A 17,604-nucleotide genomic window follows, 5' to 3' on the forward strand; every position below is an offset into this window, starting at 1 on the left:
AATTACCTGAACAACCCAACCATACCCATGGTGAAGATCGGGAAATAGGTGACTAGCAGAAGCGCAAAAATAGCAGCCAGATAAAGGTGAAGCATGCGGCGCGCGATGGACAGGACACCTACGCCGGATATGCGGGATGCTACATAAAGTGTTGCCCCAACTGGCGGTGTAAAGAGCCCGACGGCCACGTTACAGGTCATGATCACTCCAAGGTGCACCGGATCGACCCCAAAGATCTTAGCGGTTGGCAGGAACAGAGGAGCGGTCAGCAAGATCGCCGGGACAGGATCGAGGACCAGTCCAAGGACAAGCAAAACGATGTTCACCAGCAGAAGGAACATCCATGGGCCCGTTGAAAACTCCTGCACGAAACCAACCAGTATTTGAGGCATTTGCTCCAAAGTGATCAGCCAGCCGAGTACTGTTGTGGCTCCGATAACAACCATCACAACGGAACTGGTAACGAAGGAGTCGATCAGTAGTCGCGGTAGGTCCTTGATGTTGAAATCCTGGTAGACGACCGTTGTGACGATGAGCCCATAGATTACAGCTAACGCCGCAGACTCAGTCGGCGTGACCCAGCCGGTGAAAATGCCCCCCAGGATCAGCACGGGCATAAACAAGGCAGGGGCGGTCCCGATGAATGAGGAGGTCAGCTCCTTCAGGGTTGTCGTCCGGCCGCCCGGGTCGCAATTTGTTGTTTTTCCGACGTAATAGCAGACGCCCATGAAGGACGCGCCGAACAGAATGCCTGGCACCATACCGCCAATGAAAAGGTCGGCGACCGAGACATTTCCGACGAAGCCGTAAATAAGCATTGGGATGGAGGGTGGAATGATGATCCCGATAGTTCCAGCCGCCGCGACGAGACCGGCAGCGAACGCTTTGTCGTAACCCTCTCGGGACATGTTCTTGATCATCACCGAGCCGATAGCCGCTGAATCTGCGATGGCAGAACCTGAAATGCCGCCAAAGATCATTGAAGCACCGACAACCACCATGCCGAGGCCACCCGCCATGAACCCGAAGGCAGCTCTTGCAAATCCAATGATTCTCAGCCCGACACCGCCGCGGCTCATCATTTCGCCCGCAACAATGAAGAGAGGGATTGCCAGGAAATGGTTCGGCTCCACGCCGCCAATGAAGTTCAAGAACAGTGCCTGAAGCGGATATCCGAGATCAAACACGATTATTGGTAGGACAGCCGTTATCAGGATGGCCCAGACAAGGGGAATTCCAAGAAACACGGTGCTTAGAAAAACCGCGACGACAAACAACAGGATCATAGCAAGGCCTCGCCGCCGTCAGAATGGGTGGAGTGGGGCACGACCGGATTCCGGATGTCGAACACCATGTTAAACAGATGGAAGATCAGCGTCAGCAACATGCCGACCGGCATGGAGGCGTAAAGCAAGCCAACCGGCCAGTAGAGCACGGTTGTTTTTTGCGCCCATGTATGGATGGAGATGTTGTAGCCGGTATAGATCAGGCTGATCAGGAGGCACGTGATGATTACATCAATCCCGATCGACAAAACCCGTTGCAAATGCACAGGCAACAGGTTTTCAACGATTTCTGTAACGCGCATGTGCGCACCGCGCGCAATCGCCGCGGCGCATCCGATAAAGGTGCTCCAAAGCAGCAGAAAGCTTGTCACTTCCAACGACCAGGCAAGGTCGAAGCCTGCAAACCCACGCAAAGAGGCGTTGCAAAAGACCAGGGTGACGATGGCAAAACCGGCAAGCGCCAGAAAAAAGTCCACCATATGGCTGAGCCAGCGCAGCACAGCCGGATAATGATCTCGGTAGTCCAAGGCAAAGTCTTTCAAGAGAGCGCCGGAACCGAAGCAACGTGTGCTTCAAGCTCCGGCCAGTTGACACCCAAACGCTTGATCAGTTTTGGGCGGGAAGGGCTTCGCGGATGGCTGCTGCATCGCCAAGAATGTTATCGACGGCTTCTGCGCCGTAGACGTCCTTGGCCTTGGCATAAACGGATTGTACCGCCTCACGGAACGGGCCGATTTCCGGCACACTTACGACGGCACCTGCTTCCTGCATTTCCGTCAATTGACTGTCGACCGAGCTTTGGACGAGTTGCCGGCTGAAGGTGGCAGATTCCGTGGCAGCTTTTAGGACCGCTGCCTGATCTTCTTCAGAGAACGATTGCCAAGTCTTTTCGGCAACAGTCAGCGGAAGCGGGCTGTAAACGTGACGGGTCAAGGTGATGTTTGGTGCCACTTCATAGAACCGGAGTGATCTGATGGTGTCCACCGGGTTTTCCTGGCCGTTCACAATGCCCTGCTGAATTGCGAGGTAAACATCGGTGATTGGCATCACAACGGTCTGGAAACCGATGGCTTCCATGGACCAGCGGATCATGTCGTTCGGAAAGACCCGCATTTTCATGGATTCGGCATCTTTCGGAGATGTCAGGGGTTCATTTGTCGTAAAGCTACGGAAGCCAGCTTCCCATGTCGATAATACACGGAACCCCTTTTCCGGCAGTTTTTGGAACTCGCCTTGAAGCCACTCTGAATTGTCATAGAGCTCCCAACCCTGTTCGTATGTGTCGACAAGGAACGGCATGGCCGTAAGGTTCAGGCTGGGCAAATGGGTTGCGTAACTGCCTGTTGCCGACACCGTGAAGTCAATGCCGCCGAGCTGAAGCAGCTCGATAGCTTTCGGGTCGTTTGCGAGCTGCCCGGACGGGTAAATCTGCACTTCGTAACGGCCATCGGTGTATTCCGCGACTTTCTCGGCAAACAGTTCTGCGGCGGCCTGACGAGATCCGCCAGGGTTATCGGTGTGGCTGAAGCGCAGCTTTTCTGCAGCATGTGCGCTGCTCAATCCGACGGCTGCAACTGCAACGCCTGCCATAAGCCGGCTCAAGAATTTCTTTTCCAACATTTCGGTCTCCTCCCGCGGCTCTCTTCAAGCCGTATTGGTTTGCACATTGATTTGCGTATACGTAATGCAATCCCTTGTCAACTTCGCTCGTGTCGACTATCAAAAATACAGTGTGGCGGAGGGGACGCATTCAGGCGTCAACGTTTCAGTCGTGCTGGGCGGAGCGGAATGACAATGAACCAACAGAAAAAACAGACGCAGCCCCTACGGGTCGCTTGCCTGGGTGCCGGGTACTTCGCGCAATTTCACTACGATGCCTGGCGTCGCACAGGTCGCGTTGTTCTTGTCGGTGCTTGCGATCAGGACTTGGAAAAGGCGAAGGCAACCGGGCTTGCAGCGTTTGAAGATCTCGCTGTGATGCTCAAAATGTCGTGTCCGGACCTTCTGGATATCATCACACCGCCTCCCACCCATTTGTCGGCCATCAAGGCAGGAATTTCACAAGGCGTGCGTGCAATTATCTGCCAAAAACCGTTTTGTACCTCACTTGAAGAGGCTGATGAGGCAACCCGGCTTGCAGAAAAGGCCGGAGTGGTGCTTGTCATTCATGAGAATTTTCGTTTTCAGCCGTGGTACAGGACGTTCAAACATGCCTTGGACAGCGGGGTGCTTGGTGACGTCTTGCAGCTGACCTTCCGCCTTCGGACAGGAGATGGACAAGGGCCGCGCGCCTATCTGGACCGGCAGCCATATTTTCAGGATATGCCTCAGCTCTTGATCCACGAGACAGGTGTCCACTGGGTCGACACTTTCCGCTATTTGCTTGGCGAACCGGAGGCGGTTTATGCTGACCTGCGGCGGCTTAATCCCGTCATCAAGGGAGAAGATGCCGGATATTTCGTGTTCGACTATCCGGGCGGAGTGCGGGCATTGTTTGATGGCAATCGCCTGCTGGATCACGCCGCTGAAAATTGCCGTACAACGCTCGGCGACGCTAGCCTTGAGGGCACGGCTGGATCAATCACTCTGTCTGGAGACGGCAGTGTGACACTCCGCCCGTTTGGCAATGTGACGGAAACGGTTCTTCTTCAACCGCAGTCTTGGAAAGGGTTTGGCGGGGATTGCGTTAAGAACCTGATCACCCATGTGGTTGACGGGGTGCTCGACGGAAAACCACTTGAAAACGAGGCGAGAGACTACCTAAAGGTGATTGCGCTCGAAAAGATGATCTACGAGGCTGATCGCCAGGGCCGAAAAATCCGAGAAGTTGCATATGCTTGACCCATCGAAACCGAAAACCATCACCACTCAGGCTATGGAGAAGATCCGTCAATTGATCTTCGACGGCGAGTTGGCTGCAGGATCCGATCACCTGGAAAGTGAGTTGGCAGGCCGTTTGGGGATGTCTCGGACGCCGGTTCGGGAAGCCACCTTGATGCTTGCGCAGCAAGGACTACTGGAGGTGCGGCCGAGAAAGGGGGTCCGAATCGCGACCCTGTCGCTGACAGATATGGAAGAGATCTATGCGGTTTTGACGGAGCTGGAGAGCCTTGCGGCTGAAGAAGCTGCAAGGAAGCACTACTCCAAGGCGGATCTGGCCGACTTGAAAGCGTCGATTGAGGCGATGGACAGGGCCTTGAACGATGAGGATCGTGATGCCTGGGCCGAAGCGGATGACGCCTTCCATACAGAGCTTGTGCGTTTAGGCGGGAATTCCCGGGTGCAGAACATCGTTTCGATGATGGCGAACCAGGTGCGCCGGGCGCGGGCGATGACGCTTTATATCCGGCCACTTCCGATCAAGTCTAACCAGGACCACAGGGCTGTCTATGATGCGATCCGGACAGGCGACGCTGCGAGCGCCCGTGAACAGCACCGCCTCCACCGGCGCCACGCACGAGAAGTCTTGATCGATCTCTTGAAAAGGCATCGACTCTTCCAGCTTTAAACCTCAAGGCAAAGACGTGAATTTCTTCCAGTTCTGGTCTCCGACCAAGTCTGGTTGGATTGCATGTTAGGTTTGCGTTTGAGCCACCAAGACTAATCGCCGTCTTAGACGGTGCTTTCGAGCCATTTCCTGAACGTATCTGCATCTTGTGATGCGGGGTTTGTCTCGACGAAGTAGGCCTCATTGGCATCGATTGTGATTGGGCTGACAAGTTCCACAGACCCGGATTGAACAGCGTGCTGAGCGAGGGTTTCGTTTACGAGACATATCCCGTTTCCGTTGCTGGCAAGATCCAGAGCTGCGCCGTAGGAATCCACATAAATGGTCGGGTCTGCACAGCTTATCCCGGTTGCCGCCATCCACTTTGACCAACCGCCCGAAATTCCGACTGTGCCGATGACCGGGCACGTATCCAATGATGAGATCATGTCCCTTGGCGCGAGTGCAGTCAGTTTGTCGCTGCCAAGCAGGGCGGCATTGGAGCCCGCCTGTTTCCGTGAGCCGAAACTGATGATGACATCCGCAAGCGAGCGGCTGAATTCATCCGGCCAAATGGCCCCGATAAACCGCAAAGTTATATCCGGATGTTTCGCACGGAAGGCGGGGAGCGTTGGGCCAATCACCCATTGAAGCACACTGACGGAAACGGAAATCGTCAAGAGCTTCTTCGGTTGATCGGGTATGAAGGATCGGGTGGCGGCCGTTAACGTGTCCAGAGCCGCGTCGACCTGGGGAAGCAACCGACGGCCATCATCAGTCAGTGCCAATCCCCTAGCTTTTCGTTCGAACAACGGCACACCCAACTTGGTTTCCAGCGCCTTGATTTGTTGACTGACAGCGGATTGGGTCATGCCGATTTCGTTGCCTGCAGCCGTAAAACTCAGATGCCGGGCTGCAGCTTCAAATGCGCGAAACCAGTTCAGCGGCGGCAGTGCAGAGGCCATGTATAACAAATCCATAAGTTTAACTAATATCTAAGCCTCAAAATCATTCGTTTGTGCCGATTGTCAAGCATCAGGATACTCCGGGCTCACCACCACAAGTGTGGAAGGGAGGGCCTTGAATGCAGCCGGAAATCCGGAAAATCGTTGCTTACGAAGAAGAGATCCTGATCGAGGGCTTCAGAGTGACAGAACAGCCATGGCACGTATTCGCTGCTGCCGCAGTGGTCAAAAACCCGTGGTCAGGCCGTTTCGTTGAGGATCTAAAACCGGAAATTCTGGCATTTGGCCCCGTGCTTGGTGAGTTGCTTACAGACCGGATTTTAAAGCTCGGCGGCAACGGCGAGGCGATTGAAGCTTACGGCAAGGCGGCTGTTGTGGGTCTAGACGGTGAAATTGAGCATGCATCCGGGCTGATCCATACGTTGAGGTTCGGCAATTTTTATCGGGAAGCTGTCGGAGCCAAGTCCTATCTCGCTTTCAGCAACACCCGGGGCCCGGCAAACGCTCCCATCATGATCCCGCTCATGGACAAGAATGATGCCGGTAGGCGGTCCCACTATCTGACAATCCAGTTTTCTATTCCCGATGCTCCGCGCGCCGACGAAGTTGTTGTGGCGCTTGGGGGGGCGACGTCGGGCCGGCCGTTCCACCGTATCGGTGACCGGTATCAGGATTTGAAGGAGATGGGCCGTGGCCTGGACAACCCGGCCGCGGTTTGATCAGGGAGGCCTGGCCTTCATCAAGGAAGGCGAAGGCTCTTGTGTCCTACTCCTCCACGGTGTCGGGTTGCAGGCTGATGCCTGGGCGGCTCAGGTGCTGCACCTGGCGGCTCGTTTTATGGTGATCGCACCCGATATGCCGGGCCACGGTCAAAGTACCCATTTGGCAGGACCAGCCAGTTTGTCAGCCTATTCAGACGCAGTTGCCCGATTGTTGGACGGGCCGACTGTGGTGGTCGGACATTCCATGGGGGCCATGATCGCTCTCGACATTGCTGCGCGTTATCCAGACATGATCGAAGGTGTGGCGGCGCTGAATGCGATTTACCGGCGCTCTGATGCCGCCAAACAATCAGTTCTGCATCGTGCGGAAAGCCTTGGGTCTGAAGCCGTTCCAAATCCGGAACCGACACTTGATCGCTGGTTCGGGTTAGAACCATCGGAGGCCCGCAGCGCTTGCGAGGCCTGGCTGAAAGGTGCCGATCTTCACGGTTACCGGACAGCATATGAGGTGTTTGCCAGGGAAGATGGGCTATCTGATCGGGCACTCATGTCCCTCAAGTGTCCGGCATTTTTCATGACCGGTGGCCTTGAGCCAAATTCCACACCCGCGATGTCACAGGCCATGGCCGCCTTAACCCCCAATGGACGGGTACACGTGATTGAAAACGCGGCCCACATGATGCCGATAACGCACCATGAGGAGGTGACCCGGGCTTTGATGGCTTTTGCAACGGAGTGCCATTCATGAAACCGATCGACCCGAAAGAACTGCGCGGCGCCTTTGGCCGTTTCATGACCGGGGTTACGGTGGTGACTACCCGCAGGGCTGACGGAACGCCTGTCGGGTTCACCGCGAACTCCTTCACATCCGTGTCGCTGGACCCGCCATTGCTGCTTGTTTGCCCTGGCAAGTTCCTTTCAAGTTACGATGCATTTGCGGAGTGCGATCAGTTTTGCGTCAGTATTCTTGAGGACGGCCAGACGGACGTTGCAAACACCTTTGCCGGATATAAGGGAGACCGGTTTGCCAAAACACCGCATGAATTTGATGCCGACGGCATACCCTTTCCGGTAGGCGCACTTGCGCGATTTTCATGCAAAACCCACCAAACGGTTCCGGCCGGCGACCATGTGGTCCTGATTGGTGAGGTCATCGGTTTTGCGCAAAGGCCCGGTCAAGGGCTTGGATACGCCGACGGTCAGTTCTTCAGTCTTGCCCGGGAGCGCAGCGCGCGCGATCCGGCGGCGAAAGTGAATATCGCCGGGGCACTTATCCGCCATGAGGGCAGGGTCTTGCTTGAAAAGACACCAGACGGTTACCGGCTGCCGGAATGTTCCGTTCCAGATAAGACCGGTCTTCGAAAATCTCTTCAGACCGTTCTTCAAGACAACGGCATTACGGCAAGCTTTGGCGCCGTCTACTCCGTTTTTGATGATGCGGATGCGTCGACGCATTTTGCCTATCTTCTGGCGCAGGCAACCCATGTCGCTCCAGACACGAAACTCACTGCGGTGCCTCCCGAAGAGTTGGCTACTCTGACGTATGCCAGTCCGACGCTTGCCAGCATGATGGCCCGTTACGATCGGGAATGCGCAACAGGCAATCTCAATTGTTATCTCGGGGACACCATGACCGGAGAAATTCACACGCTTTCGGAGGGAGTTTAACCATGGAGTTTTCCCTGTTTGCTCATATGGAGCGGCTTACGCCGCAACAGCCGCATGAGATCCTCTATGAGGAGTTTGTGTCTCTATGCAAACTGGCGGATGAGGGCGGGATGCGCGCCATCTGGACCGGTGAGCACCATGGGATGGAATTTACGATTGCGCCCAACCCATTTTTGACGCTCGTGGACCTGGCGCATCATACGAAGAATGCACGCCTTGGAACCGGAACCGTTATTGCGCCGTTTTGGCACCCGATCAAACTGGCTGGGGAGGCCGCCGCGGCCGACGTGATGACCGGGGGCCGGATTGAACTTGGAATTGCTCGGGGCGCCTATTCCTATGAATATGAGCGCTTGATGCCGGGGCTCGAGCCCTGGGAGGCAGGCCAACGCATGCGGGAGACCGCCCCGCTGCTTCGTCCCTTGTGGCAAGGGGATTGCGCGCATGACGGCGGTTACTACTCGTTTCCCGCGACCACGTCGGCTCCAAAGCCGCTGCAAGATAACGGCCCGCCAATCTGGATTGCCGCGAGAGACCCGAACAGCCATGAGTTCGGTGTCCACCAAGGCTTCAATATTCAGGTGACCCCGCTTTGGCAGGGCATGGAAGAAATTGAAACCCTGATGGGCCGCTTCAATGAAGCGTGCGTTAGTCATCATGGCCCGAGGCCCAAGATCATGTTGTTGCACCACAGTTATGTTGCGTCCGATTCTGATGATGCGGTTCTGGCCGCCAAGGAACTCTCGCGGTTCTACTGCTATTTTGGTGCCTGGTTTCAGAACAAACGTGCTGTTTCTCAAGGATTGATTGAAAACCTGTCTGAAGACGAATTGGCCGCAAACAAGATGATGGCCCCGGAGAACATGGCCCGGGATTTGACAATCGGTACGGCGCAGGACGTCATCGACCGCATCAAGCGCTACGAAGATCTGGGGTACGACGAGTATTCGTTCTGGATCGACAGCGGCATGAGTTTTGAACGCAAGCAAGCCTCGCTGCGCAGGTTCATTGACGACGTCATGCCAGCGTTCGGTTAGGAGAAAAGATGCAGCACTATCAGCTTTTTATCGATGGCGGGCGCTGTGAGGGCTCCGGCGGTCAAATCCTGCATACTGAAAATCCGGCGACGGGTGACACGTGGGCATCGTTCGCCTGTGCGGATCCAAGGGATGTGAACCGGGCCGTTGCAGCTGCCCGGAGAGCTCTCGAGGACCCTGCATGGCGCGATCTCACCCAGACACAGCGCGGCAAGTTGCTGTTCAGACTGGCGGAATTGGTCGAGGCCCACGCTGAAGAACTCGGGAGGCTGGAAACAACCGACAGCGGAAAACTGCTCGCCGAAACCCTCTCGCAGACACAGTATGTCGGCGATTTTTATCGGTACTATGCAGGGCTCGCGGACAAGATCGAAGGATCGGTGCTTCCTATCGATAAACCGGACATGCATGTGTTCACCAAACGGGAGCCGGTTGGGGTCGTTGCAGCTGTCGTCCCCTGGAACGCCCAGATGTTTCTGACGGCAACCAAGCTGGGGCCGGCACTTGCTGCAGGTTGCACCGTGGTTTTGAAGGCTTCGGAAATCGCGCCCATACCCATGCTGGAATTTGCCTCACTGATCAATCAGGCAGGATTTCCGCCGGGGGTCGTTTCGGTCATTACCGGCGATGCAGAAAACTGCGCCATCCCCTTGACCCGGCACCCGGATGTCGACCGGATCGCCTTTACCGGCGGGCCGGAGACAGCCCGGCATGTGGTACGAAACTCAGCTGAGAGTTTTGCGGTCACAAGTCTGGAGCTTGGCGGCAAGTCTCCGGTTCTGGTGTTTGACGATGCGGATCTTGATGGCGCCGCAAACGGCTTGATTGCCGGAAATTTTGGTGCATCGGGTCAAAGCTGCGTTGCCGGATCCCGTGCTCTTATCCAACGGACGGTGTTTGAAGAACTGATCGACAAGATCACGGAAAAAGCAGCTCGTATCTCGGTTGGAGATCCTCTTGAGGCCACAACTCATGTGGGGCCTCTTTGCACATCCGCTCAGATAGATAAGATCAAGGTCACGCTGAACAAAGCGATCGAACAAGGCGCGGAAATCCGCCTTGGCGGTGCGCCGCTTGAGTGCTCGGGAAATTATATGGCGCCGACGCTCGTTGCTTGCCCGCACCGCGACATCGAAACATTGAAGGTGGAAATGTTCGGGCCGGTCATGTCGCTTTTGGCGTTCGACACTGAAGACGAGGCCATCGCGCTTGCAAATGACACGCCGTATGGTCTCGCCTCGGGCATCTTCACGCGGGACGTTGCACGCGCGCACCGCGTGTCATCCAGACTGCGGGCGGGGATCTGCTGGATCAACACCTATAGAGCGATTTCACCAATCGCCCCATTCGGTGGGTTTAATCAATCCGGATACGGACGCGAAGCGGGCATCGAGGCCGTTCTGGACTACACCCGTACAAAGACCGTCTGGATCAACACCTCCGGCGAACCGATGGCCAATCCATTCGTCATGCGTTGACGGCACAAACCGACCAATTACTGGTGTGATGAGAGCCGCAGCAGGCAATCGAGTGTCAAACTGACACTGGCATGCCGGTTTCTTGTGACTTTGCCGCTGCATCTGCCAGGATCTGCGCGCGCAGTCCGTCCTCAATGTGTGGAGATGGATTTGTACCGTTCTTCAGGCAGTCAATGAAATGCGTGATTTCCGCTAGATAAGCCGCTTCATAGCGCTCTAGAAAGAAATGCTGGGCGGGAGCTCTTGCAAAGCCAGTTTGGGTGGCCATCTCGACCGTGTTTTCCAGGATGTTTTCTGCCCTCAGCATGCCTTTCGAACCGTGCACTTCCAGCCGCTGGTCATAGCCGTATGCCGCCCGCCGCGAGTTTGAAATCTGGCAGATCTTTCCGCTTCCCGTTGTCAGCGTCACCGCCGCGGTGTCCACATCACCCGCCTTGCCAATTTCCGGATCGACCAGGGAGGAGCCAACCGCGAAGACCGTGACGGGTTCTTCGCCAAGGATAAACCGGGCCATGTCGAGGTCGTGGATCATCATGTCCCGGAACAGTCCCCCGGATGTTCTGATGTAGTTGATCGGCGGCGGGGAGGGGTCGCGCGACAAAATGGTGACCAGCTCGACATCCCCAATGTCTCCGCCCGCAATCCGGTTTTGCAGGTTTGCAAAGTTGGGGTCGAACCGGCGATTGAAGGCGGTCAGGAACATGACGCCATTTTGATTGACCACTTCAACGCAGTCCCGCACCCGTTCAGAGGACAGGTCGACCGGCTTTTCGCAGAAAATCGCCTTCTTTGCCCGTGCAGCCTGATGGATCAGGTCGTAGTGGGTCGTCGTTGGCGTGCCGATGAGGACGGCGTCAATGTCATCACCTTCGATGATGTCCGCGGCCTTACGCACCTCTGCATCGGTTCCCGCCGCAAGCGCCTGAGCGGGTGCATCGAACGCATCGGCGACCGCCACCAGCTTCGCGTCAGGAGACGCCTGAATGGCACGGGCGTGCACCTGACCGATGCGTCCGCATCCGAGCAGTCCAAATCTCACCATTTCCTATTCCTTGGGTTCGTTTCTGGATGGGCCACCGAAGGCCTTGAGAACAGTGCGGGTCGCTGCGACCATCGGATCATGTGTTTCTGATAAGATCGTCACCCGGTCAAACCGGTCCGGATCGCTATTGACCGCGTCCCGCATCACAGTTCCGAAGGCCTTGCGCAGCTCGGTTCCGATATTGAATTTGCAGATGTTCGTAGTTCTGGCGAGCTTCTGCCGCTGCTCGACAGGGACACCGGAGCCCCCATGGATGACCAGCGGGACTGTGGTTCGCGCCTGGATCGCGCTGATGCGGGCCTCATCAAGCCCGCCTTCCTTGTTCTCCTGAAGATGAACATTGCCAACCGAAATCGCCATGGCGTCCACGCCGCTGTCTGCTGCGAATTTTTCAGCATCCACCGGGTCCGTGCCTTCAGAGGCAGCCCCATGCGCATATCCGACAAAGCCGATTTCACCTTCGCATGATATCCCAGCGGAATGCGCAAGTTCTGCGATCCGCGCAGTTTCATCGATGTTCTGGGAAAGCGGTTTGCGCGACCCGTCATACATCAGCGATGTGAACCCGCTGTCGAGCGCTTGCTGGCATTCCTCGAATGTGTAGCCGTGATCAAGATGCGCCACCACAGGGACGGTTGAGCCTTCCGCGAGGTGCCGGAACATCGCGCCAAGAACGGGAAGAGGTGTGTGCTTGCGGCAGGAGGGGCCCGCCTGCAAGATCACCGGAACACCTTCTTCTTCGGCAGCGGCCACATAGGCGCGCATGTCTTCCCAGCCGAGCGTGACCAGACCGGCGACGGCATAACCGTCTTTCAAGGCCGGTTGAAGGACTTGGCTAAGTGTTGCCAGTGTCATTTGAATTTGGCCACCATATCCTTGATCCCGGGGATCGTCTCGATCTGATAGGCATGGGTCGGCTGGAAATACTGCACCAGTGATCGCTGGCTGAGCCCACCCAGAATGGTGAAGTAATACATCTCGTAACCGGGCATGACGGCGCAAGGGTGGTAGCCCTTGTCAATCATGAAGGTCGAGCCATCCATCAGCTGATAGGCTTCTCCGGGAACACCCTCTTCGCGCTGAAGGATCTGGACACCAGAGCCGTGTTTCGGCCGGAAGCGGAAGTTGTAGGTCTCATCATGCCGGGTTTCATGCGGCAGACGGTCGGTGTCGTGTTTGTGGGCCGGAAAGCCGGACCACCCGCCCTGGCCAACTGTGAAGAGCTCACTGACCAGCAAACGGCCCACCTTGCCGTGCTGTTTTTGTCCAAGGATGTGCTTGATCTTGCGGTGCGTCTTGGTGTCGTCCGACCCGTATTGAACAAGGTCGATGCCATCGACCCGCACATCGAACGGCTCCAGAACTTTGTCGTACCTTGCGCCAGCGATGAACGTCTCCGTTTCATCTGATGTGCAGATGATCGTCACCTTTGCCCCAACAGGGATGTAGACGCCCTCAGGCTCCCCGTCCCAGACATCGTCGCCGCGGTTGCCGAGCTTGTCGAATGTGATGCCCTCAACCTCAACGGTCACCGTGCCGGTCGCAGGCACGATGCAAGTTTCATAACCAGGGACCTGAAAGTGGAAGGCCTCGCCCTTCTGGAGCTTGACGATGTTAAAATAGTTCAGCGGAACGGTCGGATCGTCGATGTCCACGATCGGCTTGTTCTGGTTGTCATGAGGCGCGATATGCATGGAATGGTCCTTTCAGACTGGATCAGCGGGCGAGAAATCGGGATCGAAATCATGCCGGAAGCTGATCGCTCTTAAAGTGGTCGAGCATCTTTGAGGGTTATCATCAAAACGTCCGATGCTCTTGTGTCGGGCCGGGATGCGAGGCCAAGAACGCCTCCAACTCGGTTTTGTCTGGCATTGCGGGAGCGCAACCGGGTTTGGCAACAACAATGGATGCACAGGCGGACCCGCGGAGAATGGCTTCCTTGAGCACAAAACCATCGGCGATGGACGTCATGAGGCCGCTCATGAAACTGTCACCTGCGCCATTCGGTTTGAGAGCCTCAACCGGATAAATACCCGTTCTGAACTCGCCATCGCGGGTAATGGTGATCGCTCCAGCTTCGCCCATCTTGTAGATCACCAGCTCAGCTGTTGTGCTTACGAGTTCGCGGGCTTTCTCAAGCCCCTTGTCATAGTCTCCGGCCATGAAGCCGAATTCCTCGTCATTGCCGACAATCATGTCGCACTGTGCCGCAGCGCGGGACAGAACATCGGCGGCGACTTCCGCCGATGGCCAGGAGTAGGGCCGGTAATCGACATCAAAGATCAGGGGCAGGTTTACAGCCTTGGCAAGATCAAAGGCCTTGAAGGTTGCGCTTCGCGAAGGCTCAGCCGCAAAGACAGTGCCGGCGGTTATCAGCGCGCCATATTTGCCGTAGTCGACGCGGGCAACGTCGTGCTCATCCATCTGAAAGTCGGCTGCGCCGTTGCGGTAGATGACATTGCGGTGCCCCTCGACCACAGACTCGTAGAAAGCAAGCGAATTGCGGTATTCACCGCCAACAGGCGTGACGTGCTCCGTATCGACGCCATAGTGCTTCAGCTGACCAACGCAGTAGCTGCCTACACTGTCGTCCGAAACCCGTGTGACCAGAGCAGCCTTGCCGCCAAGCTTGCAGATGCCGGCGCCTATGTTGGCGGCTGATCCGCCGAGACCGACCCCGAGCCGCTCAGCATCCTCAGCCCGCACCCCGGCGTCGGTGAAAAAGTCGATCCCGGCGCGTCCCACCACAACGAAATTGTTCCGGGCAATCGCTTCAAGAAGCATCAGACCCCCCGGCGCTGTTTCGGGCGCGTGGACTCCCAGTCCTCGTGCGCAACCCGGACCTTGTCGCTCGAGGTCACATGCGGGGTTCCAACCTCCCACCAAGCATGTCCTTCGGCTGTCCAGCCTTCATAGGCATCAACCTTCATGCAAATGACGTAGGTTTTATTGGCCGCCTTGGCCCGCTTGAAGGCCTCGCCAAGTTCTGCCGGGTTGGACACCGTTTCCGCGTGCGCGCCCATCGATGCGGCGTGGGCCTCAAAATCGACAGCAAACGGTTCTGGAACGGTTGGACAATCCGCAATGAGATTGTTGAAGCTCTCATTGCCGGTGTTGTTTTGCAGTTTGTTGATTACCGCAAACCCGCCATTGTCGAGCACCAGAACAATCAACTTCTTGCCTGTCAGGACGGACGAGTAAATATCCGAGTTCATCAGGAGATAGGAGCCGTCCCCGGTGAAGACGATCGTGTCTTTGTCCGGTTCGCGTTCGGACTGGGCAATGCGTGCGCCCCAGCCACCGGCGATCTCGTATCCCATGCAGGAATAGCCAAATTCGACATCAACGGTACCAATGTCGAGGGTTCTCCAATTGGCCGTCACTTCCGCTGGCAGGCCACCGGCCGCGGCAACGACGCGGTCCCGTGGATCGCAGAGTTCGTTGACCACGCCAATCGCCCGAGCATAGGAGTTCGGACGATTGCCGTAGGATACATTGTCGGCAACGTATGTGTCCCAGGCTTTCCGTTCTTCGCTTGCTACCCCTGTCCAGTCCAAAGGTGTCCTGTAGTCCGTACAAGCCTCACCTAAAGCCAACAGGCCGAGTTTTGCGTCGCCGACAACAGGGGTCGACATGTGTTTGCCGGCATCATGGCGGGCGGCGTTGATCGAAATGAAACGAGCCTCATGGGAAAATGCGGTCCAGGATCCGGTTGTAAAATCCTGCAGGCGGGTGCCGACCGCAAGAATGACATCTGCTTGTTCCGCCAGATTGTTGGCGCTGTTCGACCCTGTTACGCCGATCGGGCCCGCGTTCAAGGGATGCGTTGCCAGGAGATTGGCGCGGCCTGCGATCGTTTCGACCACCGGGATCTGGTGTTTGTCCGCAAAGGCCGTGAGTTCGTTGACCGCGCCACTGTATTGGACACCGCCACCGGCAATGATCAGGGGGCGGTTGGCCGTCTTCAGCAGTGCCGCCGCATCTGCAATTTCCCTTTCATCAGGGGAACTCCGGCGAATGCGATGTACCCGGCGCTCAAAGAAGCTTTCTGGGTAGTCACAGGTCCAGCCTTGCACATCCTGGGGAAGGCCCAGAAATGCAGGTCCGCAGTCGCTCGGGTCCAGCATCGTCGCAAGGGCTGCGGGGAGCGACTGAATGACCTGCGCCGGATGCGTGATCCGGTCCCAATAGCGGGTCACCGCCTTGAACGCATCATTGACGCCGAGTGTCGGGTTGTTGAAGTGCTCAAGCTGTTGCAGGACCGGGTCGGGCAGACGGGTGAGAAAGGAATCACCGCACAACATCAGCATGGGTAGCCGGTTAGCATGGGCCAGAGCAGCAGAACTCAAAAGGTTCGACGTGCCAGGGCCAGCGCTGGCCGTGCAGAGCATGAACCGCTGCCGCAGCCACTGCTTGGCATATGCGGCTGCAGCAAATCCCATGCTCTGTTCGTTTTGTCCACGATAAAGGGGCAGCTCTCCCTGGTGATTGTAAAGGGCCTCACCAAGGCAGGTCACATTGCCGTGGCCGAAAATGCCAAAGCCGCCGCCGCAAATACGTATTTCCTTGCCATCGACTTCGATAAACTGATTTGCCAGGTAGCGGATAATGGCCTGTGCAGTTGTGAGCTGCACCGTCTTGGAGCTCATCCAGGTCTCTCCCTGTAACGTGTTTTCTCGCAAGGCAATCGATTGGTGCTTGCGCGTTGTTGGTTCTCAAGATACAAATTTTGCAACCGGTTGCAAATCTTTTTCGAAAGAGGCAAAACGAAAACCGGAAACGGGAGTGAGGCATGGCGGAAATCGGGATCGGTATCCTCGGCGGAGGCTACATGGGCAAGGCGCATGCCGTTGCCATGTCTGCCGTCGGTGCTGTTTTCAATACCGCGTTGCGGCCACGGCTTGAAATGGTGTGTGCAAGTTCACTTGCGTCTGCTGAAAAGTATCGTGATGCCTTCGGTTTCAACCGCGCTGCAGCCAATTGGCAAGAACTCGTCGAAGATCCAAGGGTCGAGGCGATCGTTATCGCATCCCCACAATCTACTCACCGGGATATTGCCGAAGCCGCATTTTCTTGGAACAAGCCGGTCCTCTGCGAAAAGCCGATGGGCGCAAGCCTGGAGGATTCGGAGGCCATGGTCGCAGCTGCGGAAAATAGCGGTTGCGTGAACATGGTCGCCTACAACTATATACGCACACCAGCGAGCCAGTACGCCCGAAAACTTATCGCAGATGGTGTCATTGGCAACATCACATGGTTTCGAGGTGAGCATACGGAAGACTTCTTCGCTGACCCGATGGCTCCGGCGTCCTGGCGCACGGATGGCGATGCGAACGGGACCATGGGCGATCTTGCGCCGCACATGATCAACGCGGCGCTTGCGCTGGTTGGCCCGGTGCGCAGCGTTATGGCTGAGATCGAACGGGTTCACGAGAATCGGCCTGGCGGCAAGGTGACCAATGACGACCATGGTCAGATGATGACACGCTTCGAAAACGGAGCGATGGGACACATGTACTTCAGCCGGATCGCGACTGGCCGGAAGATGGGATACGCCTACGAAATCACAGGAACAAAAGGCGCTATCCGGTTCGATCAGGAAGACCAGAACGCCCTATGGCTCTATCTAATGGATGACAAGGAGGCGGACCGAGGTTTCCGGAAAATCCTGACAGGCCCCGCGCATCCCGATTATTTGCCATTTTGCCAAGGACCTGGCCACGGGACCGGTTATCAGGACCAGATCATTATTGAGGCCAAGGATTTCCTGGAGGCAATCCATTCGGGGGCGTCGATCTGGCCGACTTTCCGGGATGGTCTTGCCGTCAAACACATTGTGGAAGCGGCCATGGAATCCTCACGGACCAAGAGCTGGCAACCTCTGAAATCAACCTAACAGCACTGTTTGAAAGACTTGCA

The 17,604-nt window shown here is 56.5% G+C and carries 17 protein-coding genes; 8 read left to right on the top strand and 9 right to left on the bottom strand.

Going from position 1 to position 17,604, the window contains the following annotated elements; genetic code table 11:
• Window positions 1-2: 2 nt before the first annotated feature.
• From SADFL11_RS23075 to SADFL11_RS23085, 3 genes are all read right to left on the bottom strand, one after another.
• Window positions 3-1,286, bottom strand: coding sequence for a TRAP transporter large permease (locus tag SADFL11_RS23075; RefSeq protein WP_008190067.1), 1,284 nt, complete (start codon window positions 1,284-1,286; stop codon window positions 3-5).
• A complete protein-coding gene (locus SADFL11_RS23080) occupies window positions 1,283-1,828 on the bottom strand; it encodes a TRAP transporter small permease (RefSeq protein ID WP_008192628.1) in 546 nt (181 codons plus the stop codon). The genes SADFL11_RS23075 and SADFL11_RS23080 overlap by 4 nt, the downstream gene beginning before the upstream one ends.
• Before the next feature lie 64 nt (window positions 1,829-1,892).
• Window positions 1,893-2,906, bottom strand: coding sequence for a TRAP transporter substrate-binding protein (locus SADFL11_RS23085; protein WP_008196134.1), 1,014 nt, complete (start codon window positions 2,904-2,906; stop codon window positions 1,893-1,895).
• 174 nt (window positions 2,907-3,080) lie between these two features.
• On the opposite strand from SADFL11_RS23085, the gene SADFL11_RS23090 reads away from it, so the two are divergent.
• Window positions 3,081-4,127 carry a Gfo/Idh/MocA family protein gene (locus SADFL11_RS23090; protein ID WP_040450929.1) on the top strand — a complete coding sequence of 349 codons (1,047 nt, stop codon included), beginning with the start codon at window positions 3,081-3,083 and terminating at the stop codon, window positions 4,125-4,127.
• Complete coding sequence (locus SADFL11_RS23095) at window positions 4,120-4,794, top strand: GntR family transcriptional regulator (RefSeq protein ID WP_008197155.1); 675 nt, start codon at window positions 4,120-4,122, stop codon at window positions 4,792-4,794. Before SADFL11_RS23090 ends, SADFL11_RS23095 begins: the two co-directional genes overlap by 8 nt.
• A 104-nt stretch (window positions 4,795-4,898) precedes the next feature.
• Here SADFL11_RS23095 and SADFL11_RS23100 read toward each other — a convergent pair whose 3' ends face one another.
• Complete coding sequence (locus SADFL11_RS23100) at window positions 4,899-5,738, bottom strand: LysR family transcriptional regulator (RefSeq protein ID WP_008190203.1); 840 nt, start codon at window positions 5,736-5,738, stop codon at window positions 4,899-4,901.
• 119 nt (window positions 5,739-5,857) lie between these two features.
• On the opposite strand from SADFL11_RS23100, the gene SADFL11_RS23105 reads away from it, so the two are divergent.
• Genes SADFL11_RS23105 through SADFL11_RS23125 form a run of 5 tightly spaced genes read left to right on the top strand, consistent with a single transcriptional unit; the run spans window position 5,858 to window position 10,643 of the window.
• A complete protein-coding gene (locus tag SADFL11_RS23105) occupies window positions 5,858-6,457 on the top strand; it encodes an amino acid synthesis family protein (protein WP_008190928.1) in 600 nt (199 codons plus the stop codon).
• Window positions 6,429-7,208: an alpha/beta fold hydrolase gene (locus SADFL11_RS23110; RefSeq protein ID WP_008196893.1), complete on the top strand. Its 780-nt coding sequence runs from the start codon at window positions 6,429-6,431 to the stop codon at window positions 7,206-7,208. The genes SADFL11_RS23105 and SADFL11_RS23110 overlap by 29 nt, the downstream gene beginning before the upstream one ends.
• Complete coding sequence (locus SADFL11_RS23115) at window positions 7,205-8,128, top strand: flavin reductase family protein (RefSeq protein ID WP_040450928.1); 924 nt, start codon at window positions 7,205-7,207, stop codon at window positions 8,126-8,128. The genes SADFL11_RS23110 and SADFL11_RS23115 overlap by 4 nt, the downstream gene beginning before the upstream one ends.
• 2 nt (window positions 8,129-8,130) lie before the next feature.
• Window positions 8,131-9,165, top strand: coding sequence for an LLM class flavin-dependent oxidoreductase (locus SADFL11_RS23120; RefSeq protein WP_008192475.1), 1,035 nt, complete (start codon window positions 8,131-8,133; stop codon window positions 9,163-9,165).
• Between the two features lie 8 nt (window positions 9,166-9,173).
• The gene (locus SADFL11_RS23125; protein ID WP_008196734.1) at window positions 9,174-10,643 is read left to right on the top strand and encodes an aldehyde dehydrogenase; all 1,470 of its coding nucleotides are present in this window, start codon (window positions 9,174-9,176) and stop codon (window positions 10,641-10,643) included.
• Between the two features lie 55 nt (window positions 10,644-10,698).
• Here SADFL11_RS23125 and iolG read toward each other — a convergent pair whose 3' ends face one another.
• The 5 genes from iolG to iolD form a co-directional block, all read right to left on the bottom strand.
• Entirely contained in the window at window positions 10,699-11,685 is a 987-nt protein-coding gene (iolG, locus tag SADFL11_RS23130) for an inositol 2-dehydrogenase (protein WP_008195260.1), read from the bottom strand.
• Between the two features lie 3 nt (window positions 11,686-11,688).
• On the bottom strand, window positions 11,689-12,540 hold the full coding sequence (locus SADFL11_RS23135; RefSeq protein WP_008189189.1) for a class II fructose-bisphosphate aldolase: 852 nt from the start codon (window positions 12,538-12,540) through the stop codon (window positions 11,689-11,691).
• Window positions 12,537-13,379, bottom strand: coding sequence for a 5-deoxy-glucuronate isomerase (locus SADFL11_RS23140; protein WP_008191223.1), 843 nt, complete (start codon window positions 13,377-13,379; stop codon window positions 12,537-12,539). The genes SADFL11_RS23135 and SADFL11_RS23140 overlap by 4 nt, the downstream gene beginning before the upstream one ends.
• Before the next feature lie 103 nt (window positions 13,380-13,482).
• A complete protein-coding gene (gene iolC / locus SADFL11_RS23145; RefSeq protein WP_008196583.1) occupies window positions 13,483-14,469 on the bottom strand; it encodes a 5-dehydro-2-deoxygluconokinase in 987 nt (328 codons plus the stop codon).
• Window positions 14,469-16,334: a 3D-(3,5/4)-trihydroxycyclohexane-1,2-dione acylhydrolase (decyclizing) gene (gene iolD, locus SADFL11_RS23150; protein ID WP_040450927.1), complete on the bottom strand. Its 1,866-nt coding sequence runs from the start codon at window positions 16,332-16,334 to the stop codon at window positions 14,469-14,471. Before iolD ends, iolC begins: the two co-directional genes overlap by 1 nt.
• A 143-nt stretch (window positions 16,335-16,477) precedes the next feature.
• On the opposite strand from iolD, the gene SADFL11_RS23155 reads away from it, so the two are divergent.
• Complete coding sequence (locus SADFL11_RS23155; protein WP_008197054.1) at window positions 16,478-17,581, top strand: Gfo/Idh/MocA family protein; 1,104 nt, start codon at window positions 16,478-16,480, stop codon at window positions 17,579-17,581.
• Window positions 17,582-17,604: the final 23 nt, after the last annotated feature.

Origin of the sequence: Roseibium alexandrii DFL-11 (assembly GCF_000158095.2) — a bacterium.
GTDB classification, from domain to species: domain Bacteria; phylum Pseudomonadota; class Alphaproteobacteria; order Rhizobiales; family Stappiaceae; genus Roseibium; species Roseibium alexandrii.